This is a genomic window from Stenotrophomonas sp. GD03930, assembly GCF_029839665.1.
Taxonomy (GTDB): Bacteria; Pseudomonadota; Gammaproteobacteria; order Xanthomonadales; family Xanthomonadaceae; genus Stenotrophomonas; species Stenotrophomonas forensis.
Genome location: NZ_JAOCAV010000001.1, coordinates 905,347 through 930,863, shown reverse-complemented (window position 1 = coordinate 930,863; position 25,517 = coordinate 905,347). Strand labels below are relative to the sequence as shown.

Sequence of the window (25,517 nt, the reverse complement as noted above, 5' to 3'; positions counted from 1 at the left end):
CGGTGCAATACGTCCCCCCCATCCGCCTGTCCCCCGCACCCCCGTGACCCAGCTGTTTTCGCCGATCTCGTTCGGCCCCCTGACCCTGTCCAACCGCATCGTGATCGCGCCGATGTGCCAGTACTCCGCCGAAGATGGCCGCGCCAGCGACTGGCACGCCATGCACCTGGGCAACCTGGCGCAGTCCGGCGCCGGCCTGCTGATCCTGGAAGCCACCGCGGTCGAGCCGCGCGGTCGCATCAGCTGGGCCGACCTGGGCCTGTGGGATGACGGCACCGAGGCGGCGCTGGCGCAGGTGCTGACCAGCGTCCGCCGCTGGTCGCCGATGCCGCTGGGCATCCAGCTGGGCCATGCCGGCCGCAAGGCCTCGGTGAGGCGACCGTGGGACGGCGGTGGCCAGCTGCCGGCCGACGATGCGCGTGGCTGGGCCACGGTGGCGCCGTCGCCGCTGCCGTTCCATGCCGCCGATCCGGCGCCGCAGGAACTGGACGAGGCCGGCATCGCCGAGGTCATCGCCGCCTTTGCTGCCAGCGCGGTGCGCGCCGAGCGCCTCGGTTTCGAGCTGATCGAACTGCACGCCGCACACGGCTACCTGCTGCACCAGTTCCTGTCGCCGCTGAGCAACCGCCGCACCGATGGCTACGGCGGCTCGCTGCCGAACCGCCTGCGGCTGCTGGTGGAAGTATTCGACGCGGTGCGTGCGGCGGTCTCCGACAAGGTCGCCGTAGGCGTGCGCATCTCCGCCAGCGACTGGGTCGACGGCGGCTGGGACCTGGTGCAGAGCGAGGCGCTGGCGCAGGTGATGGACGCGCGTGGCTGCAACTTCCTGCACGTCTCCAGCGGCGGCCTCGACGAACGCCAGAAGATCACCGTCGGCCCGGGTTACCAGGTGCCGTTCGCAGCGGCGATCAAGGCCAAGGTGCGCATGCCGGTCATCGCGGTAGGCATGATCACCGAACCGGAGCAGGCCGAATCGATCCTGCGTCATCGCCACGCCGATGCGGTGGCGCTGGCACGCGGCATTCTCTACGACCCGCGTTGGCCGTGGCATGCCGCCGCCGCGCTGCGCGACAGCGTGGAACCGGCGCCGCAGTACCTGCGCTGCGAGCCGCGTGATGCGCGCGGCGTATTCAAGGCACGCTGAGTTCACACCTGCCAGGCCGGCGCCATGCCGGCCTGCAGGTGCTCGAACAGCGCGCGGATCTTGGCGGTGAAGTCGCGGCGGTCGCTGACGCAGAAATAGACCTCCATCGGTTCCGGCCGCCACGCGGTGTCGGCGCCGAACACTGCCTGCAGGCGGCCGTCGCGCAGGTATGGCTCAGCCACGAACGCCGCCAGCCGGGTGATGCCTGCACCCGCGGCAGCCAGCTCGGCCAGCGCATCGATGTCATCGCAGACCATGCTCGGCGGCAACGCCGCGTCCACGCGCTGGCCGTCTTTCAGCAGGCACCAGCGCAGCGGCCGGCCGTCGGTGGGGAAGCGGTGCAGCAGGCCGCGATGACTGCCCAGTTCCGAGGGTTGCTGCGGCGTGCCGTGCGCTTTCAGGTAGGCCGGCGCGGCGCAGAACACGAACGGAATGCGTGCCAGCTGACGCGCGACCACGCCATCTTCCAGCTGCGCACCGATGCGGATGCTGGCATCCACCGCTTCCGGCCCATGCTGCACGGCGCGATCACTCAGGCGCAGCTCCAGCTGCAGCTGCGGGTAGCGTTGCTGCAGCGAGGGCAGCAACGGCGCAAGCACGTGGCGGCCGAAGGCGCTGCTGCTGGCGATGCGCAGGGGCCCAGCCGGTTCGATGTCACCGGCAGTGACCATCGCCTGCGCGCGCGCCAGGTCGGCTTCGATGTGGCGTACCTGCGCCAGGTACAGCGCACCGGCCTCGCTGAGTGCCAGCTGGCGCGTGCTCCGGTTCAGCAGCCGTACGCCCAGGTGCGCCTCCAGCCGGTTGATGTTCTGGCCGACGGCGGTGGCGCTGATGCCAAGCGTGCGGGCCGCAGCGGCAATGCTGCCGGTCTCTGCGGTGCGGGTGAAGCTGCGGATCAGTTGCAACAGGTTCATGACCGACCAGCTTGCCATGTGGAAGCCCAAGTATCGCTTGGGACTGAACAAATCCGTTCGGTTGCAACGGTGACCATCGATCCGCGCGGCCGGGCGCTGCCCTACACTCGGGCGATGCGCCCCGATTCCATCCTCACCCTGTCCTGCCCCGACCGTACCGGCATCGTCTACCGCGTGTCCGGCCTGCTGTTCGACCACGGCTGCAACATCCTCGATGCCCAGCAGTTCGGCGATGAGGAAAGCGGCCGCTTCTTCCTGCGCGTGCACTTCGACCGCGACGCCAGCCTGCCGCTGGACACGGTGCATGCCGCGATGGCCGCGCTGGCCGCCGATTACGGCATGGACTGGCAGCTGCATGATGGCCGTCGCCGCGCGCGCCTGCTGGTGCTGGTCAGCAAGCAGGGCCATTGCCTCAACGATCTGCTGTTCCGCGCCCACAGCGGGCAGTTGAAAGTGGACATCGCCGCGGTGGCGTCCAACCACGCCGACTTCGCGCCGCTGGCCGCGTCCTACCAGGTGCCGTTCCACCACCTGCCGGTGAACGCGGACACGCGTGCAGTGCAGGAACAGCAGATCATCGATCTGGTCGAGCGCGAACGCATCGACCTGGTGGTGCTGGCGCGCTACATGCAGATTCTCTCGCCCACGCTGTGCCGCGCCCTGGCCGGCCGCGCGATCAACATCCACCACAGCTTCCTGCCCAGCTTCAAGGGTGCGCAGCCGTATCACCAGGCGCACGCGCGCGGGGTCAAGATCATCGGCGCCACCGCGCACTACGTCACCGAGGATCTGGACGAAGGCCCGATCATCGAACAGGACGTCGCGCGCGTGGACCATGCCATGGCACCGCGTGAGCTGGTGCGGCTGGGCAGTGACACCGAATCGCTGGTGTTGGCGCGTGCCGTGCGCCGGCATGTCGAGCACCGCATCCTGCTCAACGGGCATCGCACGGTCGTGTTCCGGTAACCAACCATCCCGCGTCCACCGGGCATGGCCCGGCACTACCATTGTGGGTCAGGCGACCGCGATCCCGGCCTTGCCCAGCGCCTCGCGCACCATCGCGTCGTTGGCCTCGGTCACCGGCTTGGTCAACTCCCACAGGAACTTCACCTTGAAGCCGGACTTCACCGCATCCTGCGCGCTCCACAGCACGCAGTAGTCGCGGGCCAGGCCGCACACGTGCACTTCGCGGATGCGGCGCTCGTGCAGCCAGCCGGCCAGGCCGGTCGGCGGGCGCTCGCCGTCAGGGCCATGGTTCTCGCGGAAGGCGCTGTACGAATCCACCTGTTGGCGGGTGCCCTTGCGCAGGATCAGGTCGGCCACCGTCCAGTCCACGCCCGGGTGCAGGGCGGCGCCGGCGCTGCCCTGCACGCAGTGGTCAGGCCACAGGGTCTGCGGCTGTGCATGCAGCAGGATGGTCTCGAACGGACGCTTGCCGGGGTGCTGGCTGGCGAACGAGGCGTGGTCGGCCGGATGCCAGTCCTGGGTGGCCACCACCGTACGGTAGTGGCGCTGCGCCAGCAGCGCGGCAATCGGTGCCACCAGCGCATCGCCCTGGTCGCAGGCCAGCGCGCCACCCGGCATGAAGTCCGGCTGCAGGTCGATCACCAGCAGGGCGACATCGGCGGGCAGGGCGGTCATGGCAGGTCCGGCACAACGGAAGGGGCGACCAGCGTGGCCGCCCCATGCCCACACGTCAATCGCCCTGCGGCGTCTCAGCGTCCTGCCCGTAGTACAGCAGGCCGATCCTGATCCGCTCGCGGCCGTTCTCGCGGCGGTGGCGGTTGGCATCGCGCAGCGAGTACACGCAGCCGCAGTATTCCTGCTGGTAGAACTGCTCGCGCTTACTGATCTTGATCATGCGGCTGGCACCGCCGCCCTTGCGCCAGTTGTAGTCCCAGTACTGCAGGCCTTCATAGCGCGAGGCGGCGCGGATGCCGCAGTCGTTGATCTGCGCCATGTTCTTCCAGCGCGAGATGCCCAGCGACGAACTGATGGTGTCGTAGCCATGTTCATGCGCGTACAGCGCGGTGCGCTCGAAACGCATGTCGAAGCACATCGTGCAGCGGATGCCGCGCTCGGGCTCGTTCTCCATGCCGCGCGCGCGGCTGAACCAGTTGTCGGTGTCGTAGTCGCAGTCGATGAAGGGGATGTCGTGCTGCTCGGCGAAGCGGATGTTCTCCTGCTTGCGCAGCTCGTATTCCTTCACCGGATGGATGTTGGGGTTGTAGAAGAAGATCGCGTAGTCGATCCCGGAGGCGGTGATCGCCTCCATCACTTCGCCGGAGCAGGGCGCGCAGCACGAGTGCAGCAGCAGGCGCTTGCCGTCGGCCGGCAGGGTCAGGGTGGGGCGTTGGAGCTCGGTCATCGTCAGGTACCGCATGGACCGCCGGCAACGGCGGTGGCCCATGCATCAGCGCGTGGGAAGCAGATCTGGGCAGCTACCGGGGAAAGGACGCGCGCGGCCGCGCCGCCTGCACGCGCAGGACAACGACGGCCCCGGCACCCTCCCCGCGGAGAGTCCAGGTCGAGTCAGGGGACGGTCGTGTCCCCCGGCCGGGGCCGGTATTCGGGCTGATGGACACGGGCCGCAGCCCACCTACTACCCGCCGCTTCCCAGGCGCGAGCCCAGTGCTGTTGGCAGGATTCGTTTCCATTCACCGCTGCGGGGCAGCTCCGGAATGGGCGCGCCAGGCGCCTTCACCGGATTCCCGTTTAAACCCCTGCCGCCATACAGGCCACGGCAGGGGTACCTTCGGCGTGTGCACGGTGGACCCGTTGGCCGCGATGGTCAAGGGCCCAGGACCGTGCAGTGCTGTGGCCCACTTCTCAGGCTGTGAGAGCGCCTCTTGCCATACTGGACACCGGCAGACGGGAGGTGGTTCGTGGCGGACAAGTACTGCGATCTGGTCATGAAGGGCGGCATCACCAGCGGCATCGTGTACCCCAATGCGGTACTGGCGCTGGCCCGGGAGTATCGGTTCAAGAGCATTGGCGGCACCTCGGCCGGCGCCATCGCCGCCGCGGTGGCGGCCGCGGCGGCGTGTGGCGACCGCCGCCAGCAGGCCGGCGAACACCTGCCCGGCGACGCCGGTTATGGCGGGCTGTCGGCAGTGTCGGCCCAGCTGTCGCGGCGCGGCTTCATCTACAGCCTGTTCCAGCCAGCACGCGGGGCACGCGCGGCCTACCGGCTGCTGGTGGTGCTGACCGGCAGCGCCCGCCTGCCGCACAAGCTGCTGTGCCTGGCGGTGGCCGTATTCGAGATCGCGCCGCTGGAGGTGCTGGTGTCGCTGGCGCTGCTGCTCGGCCTGGGCTGGTGGGGCGGCGGCTGGAGCGGGGTGGCGGCCACCCTGCTGCCGTCGCTGCTGTGTGCCTACGGGGCCGGCGTGGCCGGTGCCGCGCTGCGGGTGGCGCGGGTGGCGCGGCGCAACCTGCTGGGCCTGTGCAGTGGGCTCGGCCGCGATGCGCGCAAGCCCGCCCTCACCGAATGGCTGCACGCGTGCCTGCAGCAGCTGGCCGGCAAGCCGCTGGATGCTCCGTTGACCTTCGCCGACCTGCACGACGCGCCGCGCTATGCCGGCGAGCCGGCCAGCCCGCATGCGATCAGCCTGCAGATGATCACCACCTGCGTGTCGCACAACGAGCCACGCACGCTGCCGCTGGGCGGCGCGCAGTTCTGGTTCCTGCGCGAGGAGTTCGAGCAGCTGTTCCCGGCCAGCGTGGTGCAGTGGCTGGTACAGCAGGCCGGCCCGCCGTTGGAGGTGGAGGGGCGCCAGTACTACCACCTGCCGCAGGGCCCGCAGCTGCCGGTGCTGGTGGCCACGCGGATGAGCCTGAGTTTCCCGCTGCTGATCAGCGCGGTACCGCTGCATGAGCCCTCGCGCCGCGAACGCCGCTGCGAACCGACCGCACCGGCGGCCGATGCGGAGCACAACGTGGCCGACAGCATGGAAGGGCTCACCAGCGCCGGGCAGACCTGCGGTCCGGTCATCACCGCTTTCCGCATCTGCTGGTTCTCCGATGGCGGCATCAGCAGCAACTTCCCGATCCACCTGTTCGATGCGGCGTTGCCACGCTGGCCGACCTTCGCCATCAACCTGGTCTATCCGCAGCATGCCGAGGATGTGAGCCATTGCAGCAGCGGCCGCCAGGCGCTGGAGCATGCGGTGTTCCTGCCCACCGAGAATCGCCACGGCTGGCAGCGCACCTACCAGTCGATCGCCACGCCGCTGGCGGCGGCCGAACTGGGCCGCTTCCTGTTCGCGGTGGTGGCAACCATGCAGAACTGGCGCGACCTGCTGCAGGCGCGCGCACCGGGCTACCGCGATCGCATCGTGCACGTCAGCCTGCAGGGCGACGAGGGTGGCATGAACCTGGACATGCCGCAGGAGGTGCTCACCCGCATCGCCGACAAGGGCAGCCTGGCCGGTGCACGCTTCTGTTCGTTCTCGTTCGACAACCACTACTGGATCCGCTGGCGCAACCTGGCCTCGGCCTACCAGCGCTACACGCTGGAAGTGGCGCGCACCGATGACCCGGCGCAGCAGGTGCTGGCCTACCGCGCGGCCTATTCGATGGTCGCCAGTGGCCAGCCGGCACCGCCGTCGTACAAGCTGGGCTCGGAAGACAAGCGGCAGGCTTCGCAGCAGCTGTGGGGCTTGATGGTGGAACAGGGCCGCAGCTGGGACGACCTCGGCCCCGACCTTACCGACGGCGCACCGCGCCCGCTGCCACAGATGAAGGTGACGCCGATCTATTGATCTCCGCCGCAGCCGATTGAACGGTTCTGGTGGGTGCCGACCTTGGTCGGCACGATCTGGCCCCTGCGGTGCCTCAACGCCACGCCTCCACCACCGCATCACCCTGCAACGGCGCATACAACGGCAGCGCCAGTTCCTGTTTCACCCATCCAGGATTGAGCGTACGCAGGCCAGCCAGGTATTCGCGGGCGAGCGCGGTGTCGCCCTGGCGCATGGCCAGCCGTGCGGCACGCGCCCAGGTGCGGTCCCAGCCGTGCGCCAGTGACAACGCGGTGGCCAGTGCTGCACGCGCAGCGGCCACATCGCCCTTTTCCCAGCGTTGCTCGGCACGGATGATCGCGTCGTTGGACAGGCGCATGTCGTACAGCTCGCGGAGCCTTGCCACGGCGCGCGGATCGGCATCCACGCGCAGATCGGTGTCCTGCCAGTCACCGCCGGGCGTGCGTACCAGCAGCGCCGCCGACCACTGCCCGCTGCGCTGGCCACCGGCGGCCTGGCCGGCTTCCAGCGCCGCCAGCAGGCGCGCCGCCAGTGCACCGCGTGATTCTTCGAAGCTGCGTTGCATGGCCGCCAGCACCTCGGGCCCGGCCAGGCCGTTGCCCTGAACACTCAGCATGCCCTCACCCTGCGCGCCAGCCCACGCTGCCTGCTGCGCGGTGGCGCCGGTGTACTGCGCATTGCCGCCGCGCGCGCTGACCAGTCCCACCTGGCGCTCGGCAAGCGTGGTGCCATCGAAATCGCCGTCTTCATTCAGCAGCTGCTTGAGCACCTGCGCAGGCGTGCGGCCCTTGCCCAGCAGCGTCAGGCCCTTTGAGCCGTAGGTTGGATTGGTCTCGAACTGGCTGGCAACGGCCCCCACCCTGGCCTGCGCCCACGGCACGCCCACGCCACCGACTGCCAGATTGTGCGTAGCCACCGCCACGCCGCAGTCACCGGCCTCGTTGCAGGCCACGATGGAAAAGGTCGCCCATGCCGGCGCAGCAAAGGCAGCGAGCAGCAGAGCCACACAGGAACGCAACAGGGGCATGGTCATCTCCAGGGATGGGCATCCCGATTGGGATGCAGCCTACGCACGAATGGTTTAGTAGATCCACGCCATGCGTGGATCTACCGTGTCGACCAAGGTCGACACCCACCAGGAGCAGGTCATGCCATCCAGACAGATCGCAGAGAACTGTCGAAGGCGGGGTGGGTCCGGTGGCGGGGGACGCCGTAAACCCCCCTCCGGGGTCCGGCCCAGCCGCTGGCGGCTGTGCGTTCGGGCGCTTGCGAAGCAGTGCTTCGCAAGCAAAGCGCCCTCACCCTTGGGCCGGACCCCGGAGGGGGGTTTACGGCGTCCCCCGCCACCGGACCCACCCCGCCATCCCACGGAATGCAAGCTTTTGCCGTTGCCGTTGCCGTTGCCGTTGCCGTTGCTTCGGCCTCGGCCTCGGCAGGTGCAGGGCGCAGCCCTGCCGACCCCCCCTACCTTCCCGGCAACTGCGCGAACGCGCGCTGCATGCAGTCCTCGCGCGGGCACACCCGGCACCCCGGGCCGATCGACACCGAGTTGCCCGGGCTCTGCACATCCAGCCCCAGCGAATACACCAGCCGCTCGGCATGCTGCAGGTCGCAGCCCAGCGCCACCGCGAACGTCTTGCGCGGTTGGCCATGGCCCACCGGCCCGCTGCTGACCTGCCGTGCCAGCCAGAAATGTCGGCGGCCATCGGGCATGCGTGCGGTCTGGGTGAGGATGCGCCCTGGCTGGTTGAACGCCTCGTAGACGATCCACAGCGGGCACGAGCCACCCACCTGCGAGAAGTGGAAATCAGTGGCCGAATGCCGCTTGGACACATTGCCCGCACGGTCCACCCGGATGAAGAAGAACGGCAAGCCGGGCGCACTGCGCCGCGCCAGCGTGCTCAAGCGATGGCACACCGCCTCGAAGCCGACGCCGAACTGATGCGCCAGCAGTTCGATGTCGTAGCTGCTGGCCTCGGCCGCACGCAGGAAGCGCATGTACGGCATCACCAGCGCACCGGCGAAATAGTTGGAAAGCCCGATCCGTGCCTGCGCGATGCGCGCTTCGTCGTGGAAGCCCGCGCGCGCGATCACCGCATCGATCTGCGGCAGGTAACCGTGCAGTGCCAGCTCGGCGGCCATCTGGAACGCCTGCTGCCCCGGCTCCAGGTAATCCGGCAGCCACAACCGGCGCGCCACGGCATCGAACTGGCGCTTCTCGCGCCCGGCCTGCAACGCGGCCACTTCCACCAGCACGCCGTGGCGATCGGCCAGCAGCTGGCGCAGGCGCGGCGCCACGTGCCCGGGTGACAGCCCCCACTCGGCGAACAGCCGCTCGGCCAGTTCGTCCAGCTCGGGGATGTGGTTGTGCATGCGGTTGAAGAACTCGCGCACCTGGTCGCCGGCGGGCAGGGTGCTGCCGGCCTCGGGCTCGCCCAGCTGGAACTCCAGCGCGGCGGCATGCTCGCGCAGGGCCAGGTGGCGGCGGTGCAGGTCCAGCAGCGCGCGGCTGACCTGCGGCAGGTTGCCGGCCAGGGCCCGCAGCTCGGTCGCGCTCACCTCGGCCAGGCCCAGGTCGCGCAGGGTTTCGCCCAGCGCTTCCTGCAGCGCGGCGGGCTCATCGTCGTCGAACAGCGCGGAAACGTCGCCCAGTACCTCGCCCAGCTTCTTCTGCACGGCCGGGGTCAGCGGGCGCTTGTTGCGCTCGATCTGGTTCAGGTAGCTGGCCGACAGCCCCAATGCCCGTGCCAGGTCTACCTGGCTGTAGCCGTGCTGTTCGCGCAGGCGCAGCAGACGCAGGCCAAGTTGTCGCTGAGGGGCTGAATAATTCACAGAATTAACATGAATCGTCTGGCGTGTTGGCCAGATTAAGCGGATTCAGCCCGGAAATCGAGGTGGGTGCTGTGAATAATGCCAAGCATCTTTCGCACCCCGTGGGATTGTCGTCATGACTGTTGCAGCGCCCCGTATCCGCATGCTGATCGATGGCCAGTTCGTTGAATCGGCCACCTCCCACTGGCAGGACGTGATCAATCCGGCCACCCAGGACGTGCTGGCCCAGGTGCCGTTCGCCACCACCGGCGAAGTGAACGCCGCCGTCGCCGCCGCCAAGGAAGCCTTCAAGACCTGGCGCAAGACCCCGATCGGCACCCGCGCGCGCATCTTCCTGAAGTACCAGCAGCTGATCCGCGAGAACATGAGCGAGCTGGCCCACATCCTCACCGCCGAACAGGGCAAGACCCTGCCCGACGCCGAAGGCGATGTGTTCCGCGGCCTGGAAGTGGTCGAGCACGCGGCCGCCATCGGCAACCTGCAGCTGGGCGAGCTGGCCAACAACGTGGCCAATGGCGTGGACACCTACACGATCATGCAGCCGCTGGGCGTGTGCGCCGGCATCACCCCGTTCAACTTCCCGGCGATGATCCCGCTGTGGATGTTCCCGATGGCGATCGCCACCGGTAACACCTTCATCCTCAAGCCGTCCGAGCAGGACCCAATGGTTACCATGCGCCTGGTCGAGCTTGCGCTGGAAGCGGGCATTCCGAAGGGCGTGCTGAACGTCGTCCACGGCGGCGAGGAAGTGGTCAACGCGATCTGCGACCACCCGGACATCAAGGCCGTGTCGTTCGTCGGTTCCACCCGCGTCGGTACCCACGTGTACAACCGCGCCTCGCTGGCCGGCAAGCGCGTGCAGTGCATGATGGGCGCCAAGAACCACGCCGTGGTGCTGCCGGACGCCAACAAGGAACAGACCCTCAATGCGATGGTCGGCGCCGCCTTCGGTGCCGCCGGCCAGCGTTGCATGGCCGCCTCCACCCTGGTGCTGGTCGGTGAGGCCCGCGGCTGGGTGCAGGACCTGGTGACCAAGGCCAAGACCCTGAAGGTCAGCGGCGGCACCGTGTCCGGCACCGATGTCGGCCCGGTCATTTCCTGCAGCGCCCGCGAGCGCGTGGAAGGCCTGATCGCCTCGGGCGTGGAGCAGGGCGCCAAGCTGGTGCTCGATGGCCGCAAGCCGCAGGTGGATGGCTTCGAGAAGGGCAACTTCGTCGGCCCGACCATCTTTGCCGGTGTCACCACCGACATGCGCATCTACCAGGAAGAAATCTTCGGGCCGGTGCTGGTCATCCTCGAAGCGGAGACGCTGGACGAGGCCATCGCGATGGTCAACAGCAACCCGAACGGCAACGGCACCGCCCTGTTCACCCAGTCCGGCGCGGCCGCGCGCAAATTCCAGGAAGACATCGACGTCGGCCAGGTCGGCATCAACGTGCCGATCCCGGTGCCGGTGCCGCTGTTCTCGTTCACCGGTTCGCGTGCTTCCAAGCTGGGCGACCTGGGCCCGTACGGCAAGCAGGTGGTGCTGTTCTACACCCAGACCAAGACGGTCACCGCGCGCTGGTTCGATGACGAAACGCTGAGCCATGGCGTCAACACCACGATCAGCCTGAAGTAACCGCAGGAGCAGCCATGAGCCACTCGATGACGACGGAACTGGAAGAAGCGCAGCAGGCGTACCGCGAGGCGGCGCGCGACTTCGCACAGGCCGAACTGGCGCCGCACGCCGCGCGATGGGATGCGGAGGGCATCTTTCCGCGCGAGGCGATCGCCAAGGCCGGTGAACTGGGCTTCTGCGGTCTGTACATGGACCCGGAAGTGGGCGGCAGCGGCCTGAGCCGCCTGGACGCCGCCGTCGTCATCGAGGAGCTCGCCAACGTCGATCCGTCGACCGCGGCCTACATCAGCATCCACAACATGGCCTCGTGGATGGTGTCCAAGTGGGGCCAGCCGGCACTGCGCGATGCGTGGGGCCAGGATCTGGCCGCCGGCCTCAAGCTGGCCTCCTACTGCCTGACCGAACCGGGTGCCGGTTCCGATGCGGCCTCGCTGAAGACCACCGCCGTGCGCGATGGCGACCACTTCGTGCTGAACGGCTCCAAGGCCTTCATCTCCGGCGCCGGTGCCACCGAGCTGCTGGTGGTGATGGCGCGCACCGGCGGTGCCGGTGCCGGCGGTGTCAGCGCAATCGCGGTCCCGGCCGACCTGCCGGGCATCAGCTTCGGCCGCAAGGAAGAGAAGATGGGCTGGAACAGCCAGCCGACCCGTGGCATCACCTTCGAAAACGTCCGCGTGCCGGTCAGTCACCTTCTGGGAGAGGAAGGCGGCGGCTTCAAGCTGGCGATGAAGGGGCTTGATGGCGGCCGCATCAACATCGCCGCCTGCTCGCTGGGCGCGGCGCAGGGCGCACTGGATGCCGCACGCCGCTACATGGGCGAGCGCCGCCAGTTCGGCAAGGCGCTGGCCGAGTTCCAGGCGCTGCAGTTCAAGCTGGCCGACATGGCCATCGAACTGGTTGCCGCACGGCAGATGGTGCACACCGCCGCGCGCAAGCTCGATGCCGGTGCCGGCGATGCCAACGTGTGGTGCGCGATGGCCAAGCGTTTCGCCACCGATGCCGGTTTCAACGTCTGCAACGAAGCGCTGCAGATCCACGGTGGCTACGGCTACATCCGCGAATACCCGATCGAGCGCCTGCTGCGTGACTGCCGCGTGCACCAGATCCTGGAAGGCACCAACGAGATCATGCGGGTGATCGTTGCCCGTCACCTGCTCAACACCGAAGAGGAACTGCGATGAAGGATTGGCGTACCCAGGAGCATGTGGGCCTGAAGGTCGAGGTGGATGGCCACACCGCCGTGGTCACCCTGCACAACCCGCCCGCGCATACCTGGACCGTACACAGCCTGTCGGCGCTGCGCGACCTGGTGGGCGCGCTCAACGCGGACCGCGAGATCTACGCTCTGGTGATCACCGGTGACGGCGAGAAGTTCTTCTCCGCCGGCGCCGACCTCAACCAGTTCGCTTCGGGCGACAAGGCCGCTGCACGTGAAGCCGCACGCCGTTTCGGTGAAGCCTTCGAAGCGCTGTCCGGGTTCCGTGGCGTGTCGATCGCCGCCATCAACGGCTACGCCATGGGCGGCGGCCTGGAGTGCGCGCTGGCCTGCGACCTGCGCATCATCGAAGAGCACGCCCAGGTCGCGCTGCCGGAGGCCACCGTCGGCCTGCTGCCGTGCGCCGGTGGCACCCAGAACCTGCCGCGCCTGGTCGGCGAGGGTTGGGCCAAGCGCATGATCCTGCTGGGCGAGCGCATCAACGCCGAGACCGCACTGCGCATTGGCCTGGCCGAAGAAAAGGTCGGCAAGGGCGAGGCCAAGGCGCTGGCACTGGAGTGGGCGAACAAGGCCGGCAAGCAGAGCCCGACCAGCATCGCCGCCTGCAAGACCCTGGTGCAGTCCACCCGCAGCGGCACCCATGCCTCGGCACTGGTGGCCGAGCGCGAAGCCTTCGTCGACCTGTTCGACACCGCCGACCAGGTCGAGGGCGTGACCGCGTTCCTGGAAAAGCGCGCCGCGCAGTGGAAGAACGCATGAGCACCGACACCGTTGCCGATGAAGCACCGGTGCTGTTCGAAGAGCGCGTGGCCGGCAACGGCACGCGCATCGGCATCGCCACGCTCAATGCGCCGCGTACGCTCAACGGTTTCTCGCTGCCGATGGCGCACCTGCTGCTGAAGCAGCTCAATGCCTGGGCCGACGACGACGGCATCGCCGTGGTGGTGCTGCAGGGCGCTGGCGAAAAGGCGTTCTGTGCCGGCGGTGACCTGCACAGCCTGTACAAGAGCATGGTCGCCTTCCGCGACGCTGGCCGCCGCGACATCCGCGAGAACGACTACGCCGCCGAGTTCTTCGACGTCGAGTACCGCGTCGACTACCTCATCCACACCTACGCCAAGCCGATCCTGTGCTGGGGCCATGGCATCGTGATGGGCGGCGGCATCGGCCTGATGTCCGGCGCCAGCCACCGCGTGGTCAGCGAGCGCTCCAAGCTGGCGTTCCCGGAAATCACCGTGGGCCTGTTCCCCGATGTGGGTGGCAGCTGGCTGCTGCCGCGCGTACCGGGCAAGGGTGGCCTGTTCCTGGCCCTGACCGGCGCGCTGCTGAATCCGGGCGATGCCATCTACGCCGGCCTGGCCGACGTGCACGTGGCCGAAGAACGCCGCAGCGCGGTGTTCGATGCGCTGCTGCAGGTGGCCTGGTCGGGCGATGCCGCGCACAACCACGAGCGCCTGAGCCAGCTGCTGCAATCGCATGCCAGCGACGCCGTTACCGGCCCGCTGCTGGCCCACGCGGCGCAGGTCGACGCGCTGTGCGAAGGCGATGACCTGTCCGCCATCATTGACCGGATCAGCAGCCTGCAGACCGACGATGCGTGGTTGCAGGCGGCACAGAAGACCCTCGCCGCCGGTGCACCCGGTTCGGCGCGGTTGGCGTTCGAACTGCAGCGGCGCAGCGCCGGCCAGGACCTGGCCAGCGTCTACCGGCTGGAATACATCACCGCGCTGCATTGCGCCGCCCACGGCGATTTTGCCGAAGGCATCCGCGCCCTGCTGATCGACAAGGACCGCAACCCGCAGTGGAAACCGGCCGCGCTGGCCGAAGCCACCACCACGTGGGCCGACACTTTCTTCGCTTCCCCCTGGGCCGATGCCGCGCATCCGCTGGCCGACCTGGGTACTCCCCTTGCTGAAAGGAGCCTTGCATGAGCCGCATTGCATTCATCGGGTTGGGCAACATGGGTGGCCCGATGGCCGCCAATCTGGTCAAGAACGGCCACAGCGTGCGCGTGTTCGATCTGGTCCCGGCCGCGGTGCAGGCCGCTGTCGATGCCGGCGCCAGCGCCGCGTCCACCGCGCGTGACACCCTGGCCGATGCCGAGGTGGTGATCTCGATGCTGCCCGCCAGCCGTCACGTCGAAGGCGTGTACCTGGGCGACGACGGCATCCTCGCCGCCATCCCGGCCGGTGCGCTGGTCATCGACTGCAGCACCATTGCGCCGGCCAGTGCCCGCAAGGTGTCTGAAGCCGCCGCCGCGCGTGGCCTGCAGATGATCGACGCGCCGGTATCCGGCGGTACCGCCGGCGCCCAGGCTGGCACCCTGACCTTCATCGTCGGCGGCGAAGAGGACGCGCTTGAATGCGCGCGCCCGGTGCTGCAGGCGATGGGCAAGAACATCTTCCACGTTGGCGCCAGCGGTGCCGGCCAGGTCGCCAAGCTGTGCAACAACATGGCGCTGGGCGTGATCATGGCGGTCACCGGCGAAGCCATCGCACTGGGCGTGGCACACGGGCTGGACCCGAAGGTGCTGTCGCAGATGATGGCGGTCAGCACCGGCCGCAGCTGGGCCACCGAAGTGTGCAACCCGTGGCCGGGCGTGCTGGAAAATGCGCCGGCCTCGCGTGGCTACAGCGGCGGTTTCGGCAGCGATCTGATGCTGAAGGACATGGGCCTGGCGGTGGAAGCGGCGATGAGTGTCGGCGCCTCGATCCCGCTGGGCGAAGTGGCCCGCAACCTGTACTCGATGAATCACCAGGCCGGCCGCGGCAAGCTGGATTTCTCCAGCGTCGTGCAGCTCATTACGAGCGAGAAGTGACCTGGTAGTGCCGGCCGCTGGCCGGCAACCTCATGCCCCCGTGCGGGACAACGAAGGTGGGATGGGCGGATGCCCGGTTTCGACCGGCATCCGCCCATTTTTTTTCCTTGGCGTGGCTGGTGCCGGCCGCTGGCCGGCATCACCACATCAGGCAACGACCAGCGTCACGTCGATGTTGCCGCGGGTGGCGTTGGAGTACGGGCAGACGATGTGCGCCTTCTGCACCAGTTCTTCCACCTGCTCGCGCGGTACGCCCGGCACGTTGATGGTCAGCTCGGCCTCGATGCCGAAACCGGTCGGGATCTGGCCGATGCCCACCTTGCCGGTGACGGTGGTGTCGGCCGGCAGCGCGACCTTGGCCTGGCCGGCCACGAACTTCAGCGCGCCCAGGAAGCAGGCCGAATAGCCGGCCGCGAACAGCTGCTCCGGGTTGGTGCCCGGGCCGCCGGCGCCGCCCAGCTCGCGCGGGGTCGACAGCTGGATGTCCAGCACGTTGTCGGACGAGACGGAACGGCCTTCGCGGCCGCCGGTGGAGGTGGCCTGGGCGGTGTACAGAACCTTTTCGATGGACATCGGGATGCTCCTGTTCGGTGGGTGGTGTTGCGTTGGAGCCTACTTTGCCCGGTTTCCAAGGACGCTGGGTGACAGCTCGTCCGCAAAATTTGATCGATCGTCCGGCCGGCCTAGAGCGTCCACTCGCGGTCGGTGGTGAACATGATGGTCAGCCAGCGGTCCGGCGAGGCCTCGCCCAGCGCGTCGCCGATCTCGTCGCGAAGCCGGTCCCATTCCACCAGCGGCCGTGGCGGGTCGTTTTCCGGCACCACGAAGAACAGCTCGATCTGCTCGCCACGGCCCACCTGCGCCACGTAGCTGCGATGTTCGACGAAGCCATGCTTTGCCACGATCGCGCGGGCCACCGCATCCACGTGCGCCTGCAGTTCCGGTGGGGTGACCAGCAGGATGCCGGCCAGCGCCCGGCGCACGGTGCCCAGTGGCGCGATCATCACCAGTACGCAGACGAAGGCCAGGATGGCGGGGTCGATATATGGCCCGACCCAGGCCCACGTCGTGCCCTGTACCAGCACGCCACCGAGGAAGGCCACCATGTAGCAGGCCGACATGCTCGCCGCCACCACCCAGTTCTTTGCATCCAGCGCGATGAACTCCGACCCGATGCGGCGGTTGGCGCGCAGCACGAACCAGCCCAATGCACTCTCGGCCACCAGTGACAGGCCGGCAAAGATGATCGCCGGCCCCAGCGCGATGTGGCGGCCACCGGACATCAGCGCATCCACCGCATTGACCAGCGCATACAGCGCCGCGCCGATCATCAGCGTGCCGCTGACCCCCAGCACGATCGGCTCCAGGTGCCAGAAGCCCATGGTGAAGCGCTGGTTGAGCCGCGACTGCAGCGCATCGGTATTGGTGGACAGCGCAATCAGCCGCGCGACCAGCAGCGACAGCCAGGTCATGACCACGTCGATCAGGCCATAGATGCCGTCGAAGATGATCAGCGAGGAATTGGCCAACAGGCCGAACACCACCGCGGCCAATGCCAGCAGCAGTGCGCCGGCAATCGACAGGCGCAGCACGCCCTGTTCGGTGGCGGGGTCGAAGAAATGCGGTCGGTCGGCGGCCATGCCTGGATTGTAGAGCGGAGCCATGCTGCGCTGCCGTCGAAGGCGACGATGCTGTCCCCGATGGTCCCAGTGGCGTAGACTGCGCCCCTCCCACGCATCGACCCCGCCCTGCAGTGATCACGCCACCCTGACCCTTGCCGCACATCGGCAGCCGGCCCGCCCGGCTCAGGAACCCGTGTCTTTCCACTGCAGCGCCACGTGGCCATGCCCGCGTGTGCGCGGAGTTTTCCCATGCAAACGTCCTACCCCCTGCGCCAGCAATGGCTCGGCAACATCCGTGGCGACCTGCTGTCCGGCATCGTCGTCGCCCTGGCCCTGATTCCCGAGGCCATCGCCTTCTCGCTCATCGCCGGCGTCGACCCCAAGGTCGGCCTGTACGCCGCGTTCTCGATCGCGGTGATCACCGCCATCGCCGGTGGCCGCCCGGGCATGATCTCCGCTGCCACCGGCGCGATGGCACTGGTGATGGTCGACCTGGTCAAGGACCACGGCCTGCAATACCTGTTCGCGGCCAGCATCCTGGCCGGCCTGCTGCAGGTGCTGGCCGGCGTGTTCAAGCTCGGCTCGCTGATGCGCTTCGTCTCGCGCTCGGTCATCACCGGCTTCGTCAACGCGCTGGCCATCCTGATTTTCTTGGCACAGATGCCCGAGCTGATCGGCCGCGGCCCCACCGTATACGTGCTGTGCGCCGCCGCACTGGCGATCATCTACCTGCTGCCGCGCATCACCCGCGCGGTGCCATCACCGCTGGTGGCCATCGTCGTGCTCACCGCCGTGGTGATCGGCTTCGGCGTGGACGTGCGCAGCGTGGGCGACATGGGCCAGCTGCCTGACAGCCTGCCGCACTTCCTGCTTCCGGATGTTCCGCTTACCTGGGAAACGTTGCGCATCCTGCTGCCGGTATCAGCCACGCTGGCGGTGGTCGGCCTGCTCGAATCGATGATGACCCTGCAGATCGTCGAAGACATCACCGAAACGCCCAGCGAGCGCAACCGCGAATGCGTCGGCCAGGGCGTGGCCAACACGGTCACCGGCTTCCTCGGCGGCATGGCCGGCTGCGCGATGATCGGCCAGTCGGTCATCAACGTGACCTCCGGCGGCCGCGGGCGCCTGTCCTGCCTGGTGGCCGGCGTGGTGTTGCTGGTGCTGGTGGTGTACGGCAGCGAGCTGGTGCGGCAGATCCCGATGGCCGCGCTGGTGGCGGTGATGATCATGGTCAGCATCGGCACCTTCAGCTGGCGCTCGCTGCGCGACCTGCGCACGCATCCGCGCAGTTCCTCCGCTGTCATGCTGCTGACCGTGGTGGTCACCGTGGCCACCCACGACCTGGCAAAGGGGGTGCTCAGCGGCGTGCTGCTGTCGGCGCTGTTCTTCGCCCGCAAGGTGGGCCACATGCTGGACGTGCAGCGTGAGGACGCGGCGGATACCCAGGTCTACCGCGTACGCGGGCAGGTGTTTTTTGCGTCGGCGGGGCAGTTGGGTGCGGCGTTCGACTACCAGCACGTTGCGCCGAAGGTGCAGATTGACCTGCGTGACGCCCACCTGTGGGACCTGACCGCCGTGGCCGCATTGGAGCGCGCACAGGAAAAGCTGGCCGCGCATGGGGCGCAGGTGACGGTGGTGGGCCTCAATGCCGCCAGCCAGACCCTCATCGAGCAGGTGGGTGGCGCGCGCGGCGGGCATTGATCGGGCAGGGTGGTGCAGGTCTTCGCTTGTTGCAGGAGCTCGAACTGCTTCATTGCGGTGTTGGAGCGGGGATTGAACTGGATCCACCAATGGGTGGATCCAGTTCATGCCGGGCGATCAGGCGATCAGGCGTGAAGTCGTCACTGGAACGTGCTGCGATCCAGTCACTGCGATGCCTTCGGATTCGAAAAAATCAGTTCACGGTGGTACTTCAAGTAGCTGGCTAGAGCTTCGGTCGGGCGTTTACGAAGTCCATTTGGAAGATTCAGCAGCTGCCTTTCTTCGACAGACAGTTGATCGGCGACCAGCATGCGGCCTTCGTCATCAAAAGAGACAAGTCCAGCGTCGAAGAGGGCATCGAGATTCGCGCTGAGCAGCAGGCCATTCTCTGCGTTCAATCGTTCTTCATCGTCCGAGAGCCGCCAGGGTTTGCAATGTGATGCGCGCAGTACCGCCCGGACGCTGCATCCAGTCACCGCACATGCGCTGTCCCACAGACTTTCAAGTCGGGCGCGATACTGCCCTTGCCCGACGCGTGCTTGGATCAGTGCGGTCCGCGTTGTCGAGTCCTCGACATTCCGCTCAACCTGAGTGACATCCTCCGCAATCTCTTCGGGCGTAGGACTTGTGTATCTGAATGACTGGACAGGCACAGTGTCCATAACGTCTGCGTACCTGCACTCGTCGCGATCATGAATGGTGCCCAGGCGGATCAGCTGGGAGCTGTCATACGCAGCGATTCCTTCGCCACCCTCCTGGCTCCTGCAGATCACGCCATAGCCGGCGTATCCCCTTTCCATCAGTGCAACGTGACGCTGCCGCTCCTGCCATCCAAGCCGGTGAGTATCCTTATCATCCAGCACAAAGATCTGGATTCTTCCGTCGTGTGACTGCAGGTCCTCCTCCCACAAGCGCAGGAAGACGCGCCTGCTGACGTCGTCAACTGAACCCCAGGACCAGCGAACGTTGGCCAGTGGGGCGCGCAGGTCTTCGGCGAAGAAGGCAGATGTTCCCTTGGATTCGGCTTTTGCGGATAGCCCAAGCCTTTCAGCGATGGATATTGAGGACTCTGTCGGGAGAGGTTCTGCTTCTGTTGAAGTGAACGGCTGGAATTTGTAGCCCACTGACGTAAGAAGTGCCTCAGACCGTTGGAGCAGATCTTCATCGAAGAACGGCCGCCAGTGGGACTCGACAATGATGGCCTCGCAGGTCAGGTCTACACGGCCGTACCCGAGCAATTTAATGAACCCATCTGATGGCTTGCCGGTCATCAGAATGCGTTTGACGGTATCGAAGCCGCCGTATGTATTCAGCATCTGCTTGAAGCGCGTCGGGGGATATCCCAGACGGACCGCTTGCTCTGCCGCCTTGAGCAAGTGGTGTGTGAACTGCTCATTCTCATTGCTGTTCAATTTGAGTTCCCCCTGTGACTCAACAACGTTGGATGTAGAGACGGTTCTCGACGATGCAGCCCTATTTGTCGCCCCCGCAGGATCCCCCTTGCTGAGTTTCGATGCCCCGGTAGGGGAGGATCGTCGGCAGCAGGTGCTGTGGTCAACGCATTCATGGCTCAGCGGCAGTGCCCCTCAGACCTTCGGGTCGAGATGCTTCGGGAGCCAGGCGATGAGCAGGTTGAGGAAGCGTTTCCCCGCCCCCGCTGGACAAGTGGGCAATACCCTTGGATAACTCGAGCCTCCAGCCTGCCAAGGCCGGCTGCGCCCCGCCCCGCCAGCGCGGGCAGATTCAGCCACCCGGTGTAAACTATTGATCTCACTGGCAATGCCAGTCTCCACGATCAACGCCCCGATGACGTCCGCCACCGCCCGTTACGCCGATTCCCTGCGCCTGTCCGTTGCCCCGATGATGGACTGGACCGATCGCCATTGCCGCGTGTTCCATCGCGTGCTGGCGCCGGGCGCGCGCCTGTACACGGAGATGGTGCACGCCAACGCGGTCATCCACGGCGACCGCGAGCGCCTGCTCGGCTTCGACCGCAGCGAACAGCCGCTGGCGCTGCAGCTGGGCGGCAGTGATCCGGCGCTGCTGGCGCAGGCCGCGCGCATTGCCGCCGATTGGGGCTACGACGAGGTCAACCTCAACTGCGGCTGCCCGTCCGACCGCGTGCAGGCCGGGCGCTTCGGCGCCTGCCTGATGCGCGAGCCGGTGCTGGTGGCCGAGTGCGTGGCGGCGATGGTCGATGCGGTGGATATCCCGGTAACGGTGAAATGCCGTCTGGGCGTGGACGAAGACAACGACTACGACGTGTTCGCCGCCTTCGTCGACCGCCAGGTCGCCGCCGGTGCGGCGATGGTGGTGGTGCACGCCCGCAACGCATGGCTGAAGGGCCTGTCGCCGAAGGAGAACCGCGAGGTTCCGCCGCTGAAGTACGACTGGGCCTACCGCCTGAAGCAGGAGCGCCCGGCGCTGCCGGTGGTGCTCAACGGTGGCCTGGCCAGCCTCGAGGCGGTGCAGGCGCAGGCCGCGCACGTCGACGGCGTGATGCTGGGCCGCGCGGCCTACCACGACCCCTATCTGCTGCATCAGCTGGAGGCGCTGCACACCGGCGCACCGCTGCAGGCCCGTGGCGACCTGCTGCGCGCGCTGCGCCCCTATGTGGAAGCGCGCCTGGGCGAAGGCCTGGCGCTGAAGCACATCACCCGCCACCTGCTCGGCCTGTTCCACGGCCAGCCCGGTGGCCGCGCATTCCGCCAGGTGCTGAGCGAGGGCGCACACCGCCCGGGCGCCGACTGGAGCCTGATCGAGCAGGCGCTGGCGGTCACCGAACGCGATGCGGATCGCGTCGCAGCGTGACCAAAGTCACATTCCTGACTTGACAAGGGACGAGGATTCGTCCCGAATGTTCACTTAGCTGAACGACGCGACGGTGGGGCCGGAAAAGTTCAGACCGGATTCACTGCCCCAAACCAAGAATTTGCAAAGGATTTGTAAAGCGCCGGGTCCCGAACCCGGCACCCGGATTTACGACTTTTGAACGAATCGCCGAGCTCGGCTAGGATCGCATCGATGTCTTCCGCTCCCTTCCACCGCCGCATTGCCCTGGCCACCTGCGTGCTGCTGGCGGCTGCGCCGTTGTCTTCGGCGCTGGCGCAACAGCCGCCGCGCGGCGACCAGGGGCGGGCGGAGATGATGGAGCGGGGCGAGCGCGGCAACCGTGGCGACGAGCGTTCGCTGTCCGATGCCGTGCGCCGCGTGCAGCGCACCACCGGCGGCCACATCCTCGGTGCCGAGCGCGTGCCGTTCGATGGTCGTGACATCAACCGGGTGAAATACATGGACGACCGGGGCCGGGTCCGCTACATGGACGACCCCGCCCCGTCGCGTTCACAGCCGCGCACGCCGCGGTCGGATATGTCATCACTACGCGGCGATAACCCCTGAACAGGGATAGTTGTCGCTATCAACCCGTACCCCACAGGCCTCCGGGCCACACCCAGGACACTAGGGAGAGTTCATGCGTATCCTTCTGGTCGAAGACGAAGCCCCGCTGCGTGAGACCCTGGCAGCCCGGCTCAAGCGCGAAGGCTTTGCCGTCGATGCTGCGCAGGACGGCGAGGAAGGCCTCTACATGGGGCGCGAAGTCCCGTTCGATGTCGGCATCATCGACCTCGGCCTGCCCAAGATGTCGGGCATGGAGCTGATCAAGGCCCTGCGTGACGAAGGCAAGAAGTTCCCGGTGCTGATCCTGACCGCGCGTTCGAGCTGGCAGGACAAGGTCGAGGGCCTGAAGCAGGGCGCCGACGATTACCTGGTCAAGCCGTTCCACGTCGAAGAGCTGCTGGCCCGCGTCAACGCGCTGCTGCGCCGCGCCGCCGGCTGGAGCAAGCCGACCCTGGAATGCGGCCCGGTCGCCCTGGACCTGGCTGCCCAGACCGTCAGCGTCGCCGGCAGCAATGTCGACCTGACCAGCTACGAGTACAAGGTGCTGGAGTACCTGATGATGCATGCCGGTGAACTGGTCTCCAAGGCCGACCTCACCGAGCACATCTACCAGCAGGACTTCGACCGCGACTCGAACGTGCTGGAAGTGTTCATCGGCCGCCTGCGCAAGAAGCTGGACCCGGACGGCGAACTGAAGCCGATCGAGACCGTGCGCGGTCGCGGCTACCGTTTCGCGATCCCGCGCAACGAGGGCTGAGCCGGCTCACCCTGGCGATAACACGATGTCCGGCCGTCTGTGGTTCTTCCGACGCTGGCGGCCGCGCTCACTGCAGGCGCGCCAGATGTTCGCCGCGTCCGTGGGCCTGGTCGCGTTCCTGGCGCTGGCCGGTTACGCGCTCGACGCCGCCTTCGCCGACACGGCGAAGGCGAACCTGCGTGAGCGCCTGAAGAACTACGCCACCGCCTACGCGGCCGGCATCGACTTCACCCGCGACCGCTCGCTGTACATCCGCGAGCAGCCGCCTGATTCTCGCTTCGACGTTCCGGGCAGCGGCCTGTACCTGCAGGTGGTGATGCCGCACGGCAAGGGCAATTCGATGTCCGCCGAAGGCCCGATGCTGCCCACCGTGGGCGGTGGCCTGCTGGCGCCGCGCCAGGAAGTGTTCGAAGGCCCGCTGCCGATGATCCAGATCGACGGCAGCCAGGGCTCGGTGTACCGCTATGGCCTGGGCCTGGTGTGGGATGCCGATGCCGACCCCGCCACCGAATTCCCGTACACCATCTACGTGATGGAAGACTCGCGCGCGCTGGGTGCACAGCTGCGCGTGTTCCGCAGCCGGGTCTGGTTCTACCTCGGTGGCATCGGCCTGATCCTGCTGCTGCTGCAGACCGTCATCCTGCAGTGGAGCCTGCGCCCGCTGCGGCGGGTCATTACCGAGCTGACCAAGGTGCAGCGCGGCGAGACCGCGCGCATGAGCGAGCGCCACCCGCGCGAGCTGGAGCCGCTGACCGACAGCATCAATGCCTTCATCGAGAGTGAGCGCGAGAACCTGGAACGCCAGCGCAACACCCTGGCCGACCTGGCGCACAGCCTGAAGACGCCGATCGCGGTGCTGCGCACGCAGATGGACAGCGGTGCCGGTGACGGCGCGCTGCGCGAGGAACTGGACGTGCAGCTGCAGCGCATGAACAACCTGGTCTCGTACCAGCTGGCGCGCGCGGCGTCGTCGGGCCACAAGCTGTTCTCCGCCCCGCTGCCGATCGAATCCAACGCCGAGGAAATCGTGCGCGGCCTGGAGAAGGTCTACGCCTCCAAGGGCGTGCTGTGCGAGTTCGACATCGACCCGGCCGCGCGCTTCCACGGCGAACCGGGCGACCTGCAGGAGCTGCTCGGCAACCTGCTGGAAAACGCCTTCAAGTGGGCCAACCGCCGCGTGCTGCTGACCGCGCAGCCGCTGCCGGCACCGAACGCGCGTCGCGCCGGCCTGCTGCTGGCGGTGGACGACGATGGCCCGGGCATCGCCCCGGACGACATCGGCAAGGTGCTGCAGCGTGGCGTGCGTGGCGACGAGCGCGTGCAGGGCCATGGCATCGGCCTGTCGATCGTGCAGGACCTGATCAAGGATTACCGCGGTGAACTGGCCGTCGGCCGTTCCGGTGAACTCGGCGGCGCCCGCTTCGAAGTGCGCCTGCCGCCGGGGCCGTAAACCGCGCGTTCCCGTCCGCCGGGCATCGCCTGGCGCAACAACGCGTGGTGTTCCGGTAGTGCCGGCCGCTGGCCGGCAACCTGGCAATGCCACCGAAGATCATGAGCTTGCCGGCCAGCGGCCGGCACTACCGTTGTTCGAACGCCGGCGGCTCGCCATAGAACCGCCGCAGCTGCGCGGCCACCTCCGGCAACGCCTGCTGCAGCAGATCCGGTGCCGAGAAGTGGTACTCGCTGGCCACCGCGAAGAACTCTTCCGGCGCTTCGGCCGCATACGGATCGATCAGCGTTTCCTCACCCGCATCCACCTGCGCACAGAACGCATCGTAGGCGCGCTGGAAAATGCCGGCCCACTCGCGCTGCCATTGGCGTGGCAGCGGCGGCGTGCCGTCCATCGCACCATCCAGCGCATCCAACTTGTGCACCATCTCGTGCACCGCCACGCAGTAGCCCTCGTGCGGCGCGGCCAGATCGGCCTGCACATCGGCCCAGGACAGGATCAACGGACCGCTGTCCCACGACTCGCCAATCAGCTCGTCATCCCATTCGTGCAGCACGCCGGCCGCATCCATGTGGCTGCGGTGCACGCGGAAGGCATCGGGGTAGACGATCAGCTGCGACCAGCCTTCCAGCCCCACCTCGCCGAACTCCAGCAGCGGCAGGCAGCACAGCGCGGCCAGCAGCACGCCATCGCCGGGCTGCAGCTGCAGCTCGCCGATCGGGGTGATGGTCTTCTCGTGCAGGAAGCGCGTGGCCAGCACGCGCAGGCGCGCGCGACGCGCGTCGTCCAGGCCGTGCAACCAGGCCGCGCGGCGGCAGGCGTCATCCCAAAGCGCATCGTCAATCGGCCGCGGCGCAGGCCGCAGCCACTGCAGCAACGACTTGATCAGCGGAACATTCCCGGCAGGTAGCTGTGCCACTTCGGGGCGCGGATGCGCTGCAGCACGTCGTCATCGCTGCCGCCGCCACCGGTGCTGGTGTTGGCCGCCGGGCGTACCGGTGCCGGCTTGGTCGTGGCGGCCGCGGCGCTGGCGGCCGGTGCACGCTGCGAAGCGGCATCCCCATTGGAGGACACGCAGGCCCCACGGCTGTCGTCCAGCGCTGCCGTTGCAGACGCCGCGAAGGGCATCATCAGCAGGATCAGGCAATGGGCATAACGGCGCATTGACGACATCCACGTTAAGGGAAGGTGAGTTCCCGATTCTAGCCCGAACCCGGCGCCCCGTTGGAAGCCCCTGCGGAACCCAGCGTGGCGGGCGTCGCTGGCGGCTTTCCCGCATA

General features: G+C 67.6%; 23 protein-coding genes and 1 riboswitch. Of the genes, 13 read left to right on the top strand and 10 right to left on the bottom strand.

The window, feature by feature from the left end:
• Positions 1–43 precede the first annotated feature (43 nt).
• Entirely contained in the window at positions 44–1,144 is a 1,101-nt protein-coding gene (locus tag N5C18_RS04365) for an NADH:flavin oxidoreductase/NADH oxidase (protein WP_080374856.1), read from the top strand.
• Between the two features lie 2 nt (positions 1,145–1,146).
• Here the strand turns inward: N5C18_RS04365 and N5C18_RS04360 are convergent, their stop codons facing one another.
• Positions 1,147–2,058: a LysR family transcriptional regulator gene (locus tag N5C18_RS04360; protein ID WP_053512083.1), complete on the bottom strand. Its 912-nt coding sequence runs from the start codon at positions 2,056–2,058 to the stop codon at positions 1,147–1,149.
• A gap of 114 nt (positions 2,059–2,172) precedes the next feature.
• Between N5C18_RS04360 and purU the strand changes: the two genes are divergently transcribed.
• Complete coding sequence (gene purU / locus N5C18_RS04355; RefSeq protein ID WP_008265630.1) at positions 2,173–3,024, top strand: formyltetrahydrofolate deformylase; 852 nt, start codon at positions 2,173–2,175, stop codon at positions 3,022–3,024.
• A 48-nt stretch (positions 3,025–3,072) separates the two neighbouring features.
• Here the strand turns inward: purU and pncA are convergent, their stop codons facing one another.
• Both pncA and N5C18_RS04345 read right to left on the bottom strand, forming a co-directional pair.
• Positions 3,073–3,699 carry a bifunctional nicotinamidase/pyrazinamidase gene (gene pncA / locus N5C18_RS04350; RefSeq protein ID WP_053512112.1) on the bottom strand — a complete coding sequence of 209 codons (627 nt, stop codon included), beginning with the start codon at positions 3,697–3,699 and terminating at the stop codon, positions 3,073–3,075.
• Positions 3,700–3,754: 55 nt separating this feature from the next.
• On the bottom strand, positions 3,755–4,426 hold the full coding sequence (locus N5C18_RS04345; protein WP_279943915.1) for an epoxyqueuosine reductase QueH: 672 nt from the start codon (positions 4,424–4,426) through the stop codon (positions 3,755–3,757).
• A gap of 192 nt (positions 4,427–4,618) precedes the next feature.
• Positions 4,619–4,812, bottom strand: a riboswitch (cobalamin riboswitch).
• A gap of 131 nt (positions 4,813–4,943) precedes the next feature.
• Between N5C18_RS04345 and N5C18_RS04340 the strand changes: the two genes are divergently transcribed.
• Positions 4,944–6,818 (top strand): patatin-like phospholipase family protein, encoded by a 1,875-nt coding sequence (locus N5C18_RS04340; RefSeq protein ID WP_279943914.1) that lies wholly within the window; start codon positions 4,944–4,946, stop codon positions 6,816–6,818.
• A gap of 73 nt (positions 6,819–6,891) precedes the next feature.
• Here N5C18_RS04340 and N5C18_RS04335 read toward each other — a convergent pair whose 3' ends face one another.
• On the bottom strand, positions 6,892–7,845 hold the full coding sequence (locus N5C18_RS04335; protein ID WP_164240633.1) for a DUF1028 domain-containing protein: 954 nt from the start codon (positions 7,843–7,845) through the stop codon (positions 6,892–6,894).
• Positions 7,846–8,282: 437 nt separating this feature from the next.
• Complete coding sequence (locus N5C18_RS04330; protein ID WP_279943912.1) at positions 8,283–9,650, bottom strand: short-chain fatty acyl-CoA regulator family protein; 1,368 nt, start codon at positions 9,648–9,650, stop codon at positions 8,283–8,285.
• A gap of 115 nt (positions 9,651–9,765) precedes the next feature.
• On the opposite strand from N5C18_RS04330, the gene N5C18_RS04325 reads away from it, so the two are divergent.
• Genes N5C18_RS04325 through mmsB form a run of 5 tightly spaced genes read left to right on the top strand, consistent with a single transcriptional unit; the run spans position 9,766 to position 15,305 of the window.
• On the top strand, positions 9,766–11,271 hold the full coding sequence (locus N5C18_RS04325) for a CoA-acylating methylmalonate-semialdehyde dehydrogenase (protein ID WP_164240635.1): 1,506 nt from the start codon (positions 9,766–9,768) through the stop codon (positions 11,269–11,271).
• Positions 11,272–11,285: 14 nt separating this feature from the next.
• The gene (locus N5C18_RS04320) at positions 11,286–12,452 is read left to right on the top strand and encodes an acyl-CoA dehydrogenase family protein (protein WP_279943911.1); all 1,167 of its coding nucleotides are present in this window, start codon (positions 11,286–11,288) and stop codon (positions 12,450–12,452) included.
• On the top strand, positions 12,449–13,246 hold the full coding sequence (locus N5C18_RS04315; RefSeq protein WP_053509289.1) for an enoyl-CoA hydratase: 798 nt from the start codon (positions 12,449–12,451) through the stop codon (positions 13,244–13,246). The genes N5C18_RS04320 and N5C18_RS04315 overlap by 4 nt, the downstream gene beginning before the upstream one ends.
• Positions 13,243–14,418 carry an enoyl-CoA hydratase/isomerase family protein gene (locus N5C18_RS04310; RefSeq protein ID WP_274511721.1) on the top strand — a complete coding sequence of 392 codons (1,176 nt, stop codon included), beginning with the start codon at positions 13,243–13,245 and terminating at the stop codon, positions 14,416–14,418. The genes N5C18_RS04315 and N5C18_RS04310 overlap by 4 nt, the downstream gene beginning before the upstream one ends.
• Complete coding sequence (mmsB, locus tag N5C18_RS04305) at positions 14,415–15,305, top strand: 3-hydroxyisobutyrate dehydrogenase (protein ID WP_279943910.1); 891 nt, start codon at positions 14,415–14,417, stop codon at positions 15,303–15,305. Before N5C18_RS04310 ends, mmsB begins: the two co-directional genes overlap by 4 nt.
• Positions 15,306–15,452: 147 nt before the next feature.
• Here the strand turns inward: mmsB and N5C18_RS04300 are convergent, their stop codons facing one another.
• Both N5C18_RS04300 and N5C18_RS04295 read right to left on the bottom strand, forming a co-directional pair.
• Positions 15,453–15,878 (bottom strand): organic hydroperoxide resistance protein, encoded by a 426-nt coding sequence (locus tag N5C18_RS04300; RefSeq protein WP_005411948.1) that lies wholly within the window; start codon positions 15,876–15,878, stop codon positions 15,453–15,455.
• A gap of 110 nt (positions 15,879–15,988) precedes the next feature.
• The gene (locus N5C18_RS04295) at positions 15,989–16,969 is read right to left on the bottom strand and encodes a cation transporter (protein ID WP_279943909.1); all 981 of its coding nucleotides are present in this window, start codon (positions 16,967–16,969) and stop codon (positions 15,989–15,991) included.
• A 207-nt stretch (positions 16,970–17,176) separates the two neighbouring features.
• Here N5C18_RS04295 and N5C18_RS04290 point away from each other — a divergent pair, with 207 nt between their 5' ends.
• The gene (locus N5C18_RS04290) at positions 17,177–18,631 is read left to right on the top strand and encodes a SulP family inorganic anion transporter (RefSeq protein ID WP_053509284.1); all 1,455 of its coding nucleotides are present in this window, start codon (positions 17,177–17,179) and stop codon (positions 18,629–18,631) included.
• A gap of 164 nt (positions 18,632–18,795) precedes the next feature.
• On the opposite strand, the gene N5C18_RS04285 is transcribed toward N5C18_RS04290, so the two are convergent.
• Positions 18,796–20,043: an HNH endonuclease gene (locus N5C18_RS04285; RefSeq protein WP_154582880.1), complete on the bottom strand. Its 1,248-nt coding sequence runs from the start codon at positions 20,041–20,043 to the stop codon at positions 18,796–18,798.
• Positions 20,044–20,410: 367 nt separating this feature from the next.
• Here N5C18_RS04285 and dusA point away from each other — a divergent pair, with 367 nt between their 5' ends.
• The 4 genes from dusA to N5C18_RS04265 all read left to right on the top strand — a co-directional run bounded on the left by dusA (position 20,411) and on the right by N5C18_RS04265 (position 24,237).
• Positions 20,411–21,442 carry a tRNA dihydrouridine(20/20a) synthase DusA gene (dusA, locus tag N5C18_RS04280; RefSeq protein WP_279943907.1) on the top strand — a complete coding sequence of 344 codons (1,032 nt, stop codon included), beginning with the start codon at positions 20,411–20,413 and terminating at the stop codon, positions 21,440–21,442.
• Positions 21,443–21,655: 213 nt separating this feature from the next.
• On the top strand, positions 21,656–22,030 hold the full coding sequence (locus tag N5C18_RS04275; protein ID WP_053448522.1) for a hypothetical protein: 375 nt from the start codon (positions 21,656–21,658) through the stop codon (positions 22,028–22,030).
• 73 nt (positions 22,031–22,103) lie between these two features.
• A complete protein-coding gene (locus tag N5C18_RS04270; protein ID WP_004136763.1) occupies positions 22,104–22,787 on the top strand; it encodes a response regulator transcription factor in 684 nt (227 codons plus the stop codon).
• Positions 22,788–22,812: 25 nt separating this feature from the next.
• Complete coding sequence (locus N5C18_RS04265) at positions 22,813–24,237, top strand: sensor histidine kinase (RefSeq protein WP_053509276.1); 1,425 nt, start codon at positions 22,813–22,815, stop codon at positions 24,235–24,237.
• Positions 24,238–24,364: 127 nt separating this feature from the next.
• Here N5C18_RS04265 and N5C18_RS04260 read toward each other — a convergent pair whose 3' ends face one another.
• Both N5C18_RS04260 and N5C18_RS04255 read right to left on the bottom strand, forming a co-directional pair.
• Positions 24,365–25,156 carry a M90 family metallopeptidase gene (locus N5C18_RS04260; RefSeq protein WP_166671582.1) on the bottom strand — a complete coding sequence of 264 codons (792 nt, stop codon included), beginning with the start codon at positions 25,154–25,156 and terminating at the stop codon, positions 24,365–24,367.
• Positions 25,123–25,401, bottom strand: coding sequence for a hypothetical protein (locus tag N5C18_RS04255; RefSeq protein WP_008264959.1), 279 nt, complete (start codon positions 25,399–25,401; stop codon positions 25,123–25,125). Before N5C18_RS04255 ends, N5C18_RS04260 begins: the two co-directional genes overlap by 34 nt.
• Positions 25,402–25,517: the final 116 nt, after the last annotated feature.

Bases quoted from the DNA above. Each gene is read 5' to 3' on its own strand.
- N5C18_RS04360 (WP_053512083.1), bottom strand. From the start codon at position 2,058: ATGAACCTGTTGCAACTGATCCGCAGCTTCACCCGCACCGCAGAGACC.
- purU (WP_008265630.1), top strand. From the start codon at position 2,173: ATGCGCCCCGATTCCATCCTCACCCTGTCCTGCCCCGACCGTACCGGC.
- pncA (WP_053512112.1), bottom strand. From the start codon at position 3,699: ATGACCGCCCTGCCCGCCGATGTCGCCCTGCTGGTGATCGACCTGCAG.
- N5C18_RS04345 (WP_279943915.1), bottom strand. From the start codon at position 4,426: ATGACCGAGCTCCAACGCCCCACCCTGACCCTGCCGGCCGACGGCAAG.
- N5C18_RS04335 (WP_164240633.1), bottom strand. From the start codon at position 7,845: ATGCCCCTGTTGCGTTCCTGTGTGGCTCTGCTGCTCGCTGCCTTTGCT.
- N5C18_RS04325 (WP_164240635.1), top strand. From the start codon at position 9,766: ATGACTGTTGCAGCGCCCCGTATCCGCATGCTGATCGATGGCCAGTTC.
- N5C18_RS04320 (WP_279943911.1), top strand. From the start codon at position 11,286: ATGAGCCACTCGATGACGACGGAACTGGAAGAAGCGCAGCAGGCGTAC.
- N5C18_RS04315 (WP_053509289.1), top strand. From the start codon at position 12,449: ATGAAGGATTGGCGTACCCAGGAGCATGTGGGCCTGAAGGTCGAGGTG.
- N5C18_RS04310 (WP_274511721.1), top strand. From the start codon at position 13,243: ATGAGCACCGACACCGTTGCCGATGAAGCACCGGTGCTGTTCGAAGAG.
- mmsB (WP_279943910.1), top strand. From the start codon at position 14,415: ATGAGCCGCATTGCATTCATCGGGTTGGGCAACATGGGTGGCCCGATG.
- N5C18_RS04300 (WP_005411948.1), bottom strand. From the start codon at position 15,878: ATGTCCATCGAAAAGGTTCTGTACACCGCCCAGGCCACCTCCACCGGC.
- N5C18_RS04295 (WP_279943909.1), bottom strand. From the start codon at position 16,969: ATGGCTCCGCTCTACAATCCAGGCATGGCCGCCGACCGACCGCATTTC.
- N5C18_RS04290 (WP_053509284.1), top strand. From the start codon at position 17,177: ATGCAAACGTCCTACCCCCTGCGCCAGCAATGGCTCGGCAACATCCGT.
- dusA (WP_279943907.1), top strand. From the start codon at position 20,411: ATGCCAGTCTCCACGATCAACGCCCCGATGACGTCCGCCACCGCCCGT.
- N5C18_RS04275 (WP_053448522.1), top strand. From the start codon at position 21,656: ATGTCTTCCGCTCCCTTCCACCGCCGCATTGCCCTGGCCACCTGCGTG.
- N5C18_RS04270 (WP_004136763.1), top strand. From the start codon at position 22,104: ATGCGTATCCTTCTGGTCGAAGACGAAGCCCCGCTGCGTGAGACCCTG.
- N5C18_RS04265 (WP_053509276.1), top strand. From the start codon at position 22,813: ATGTCCGGCCGTCTGTGGTTCTTCCGACGCTGGCGGCCGCGCTCACTG.
- N5C18_RS04255 (WP_008264959.1), bottom strand. From the start codon at position 25,401: ATGCGCCGTTATGCCCATTGCCTGATCCTGCTGATGATGCCCTTCGCG.